Genomic DNA, 1,314 nt, shown 5'->3' on the forward strand with positions numbered 1-1,314 from the left:
TGTACGACTCAAGAACATGGGTAACAGTTCTATTCAAATACATAGGTAACACATTGCTTAAATAGTGAGCACCTGACAGGAGGTGCTCATGCCTTGGCGAGAAGTGAAACCTATGGACGAACGTGTGCTATTTATCGGTGACTATCTGCGAGGTGCTCGCCGCTCTTTTGCTGAGCTTTGCCGCTGTTACGGCATTAGCCGCAAGACCGGATACAAGTGGGTGGAGCGCTATCGTTCGGCTAGCCTAGAAGGGCTTTACGATCAGAGTCGCAAGCCTCACCGGCATCCTGACGCCATTCCCTATGCCATCCAGCAGGCTATCATCGAGAACCGCCAGATCGGTCGTATGACCTTGGGTCCTAAAAAGATTCAACAGCGGTTGCTGGATGCCTTTCCTGACATAGCGGTGCCTTCTGTGACCAGCATCCACAATGTGCTCAAGCGCCACGGATTGATCGAAGAGCGTCGAGTGAGGCGCCGGATTAGCCCTTATCCAAATCCGTTCGCACCCGTCACTGAGCCCAATGATCTATGGAGTGTGGACTTCAAAGGCCAGTTCAAGCTCCGCAGCGGACAATGGTGCTTTCCGCTGACTGTCATGGACCACCAGAGTCGTTTCTTATTGGGCTGCCAAGGTCTTGCCGGGACGAGCACTATTCCCGCAAAGCGTGTCTTTGAACGCCTTTTTCGCGAGTATGGTCTACCCAAACGGATTCGCAGCGATAACGGTGTGCCCTTTGCCACCAAGACGCCCGGTGGTCTCTCCATTTTGTCCGTATGGTGGATACGGCTAGGCATCATTCCCGAGCGAATCAAGCCTGGCAGGCCACAACAAAATGGCTGTCATGAGCGCATGCACCGTACTTTGAAAGACGCAGTAGCAAAGCCCGTCGCAGCGACCATGAAGGAGAAGCAGGATCGCATGGACGCCTTTCGACGTGACTACAACGAGCAGCGCCCCCACGAGTCTCTGGCGCAGCAACGACCGGCGCTGTGCTACACCACTTCTGACAGACCCTATCCGAAGAAACTGCCAGTGCTTGAATACCCCAGTTACTTCATGGTCATGAAGGTGAGACGCAGCGGCGTTATTTACTGGGGTGGGGGGCAGATATACGTATCGCATAACCTGCAAGGGGAGTACGTCGGTCTTGAACAAATTGACGACGGTGTTTGGGATATCTACTTTGGGCCTGTCAGGCTTGGTGGCTTTGATCAGCGCAAAGCCGGTGGGAATCTAACTCCGTATTGGACGTTAAAAGTGTAACCCATGTATTTGAAATGATGTGTTACCTATGTTTTTGAATCATACAG

At 52.6% G+C, this 1,314-nt stretch carries 1 protein-coding gene; it reads left to right on the forward strand.

Features of this window, described 5'->3' with window-relative positions:
- Positions 1–88 precede the first annotated feature (88 nt).
- Positions 89–1,267, forward strand: a complete 1,179-nt coding sequence (locus EF096_RS20135; RefSeq protein WP_123891518.1) for an integrase core domain-containing protein — start codon at positions 89–91, stop codon at positions 1,265–1,267.
- The last annotated feature ends 47 nt before the right edge of the window (positions 1,268–1,314 follow it).

Origin of the sequence: Pseudomonas neustonica (assembly GCF_003797945.1) — a bacterium.
Lineage (GTDB): Bacteria > Pseudomonadota > Gammaproteobacteria > Pseudomonadales > Pseudomonadaceae > Halopseudomonas > Halopseudomonas neustonica.

Coding starts and splice junctions, on each gene's coding strand:
- EF096_RS20135 (WP_123891518.1), top strand. CDS start 89: ATGCCTTGGCGAGAAGTGAAACCTATGGACGAACGTGTGCTATTTATC.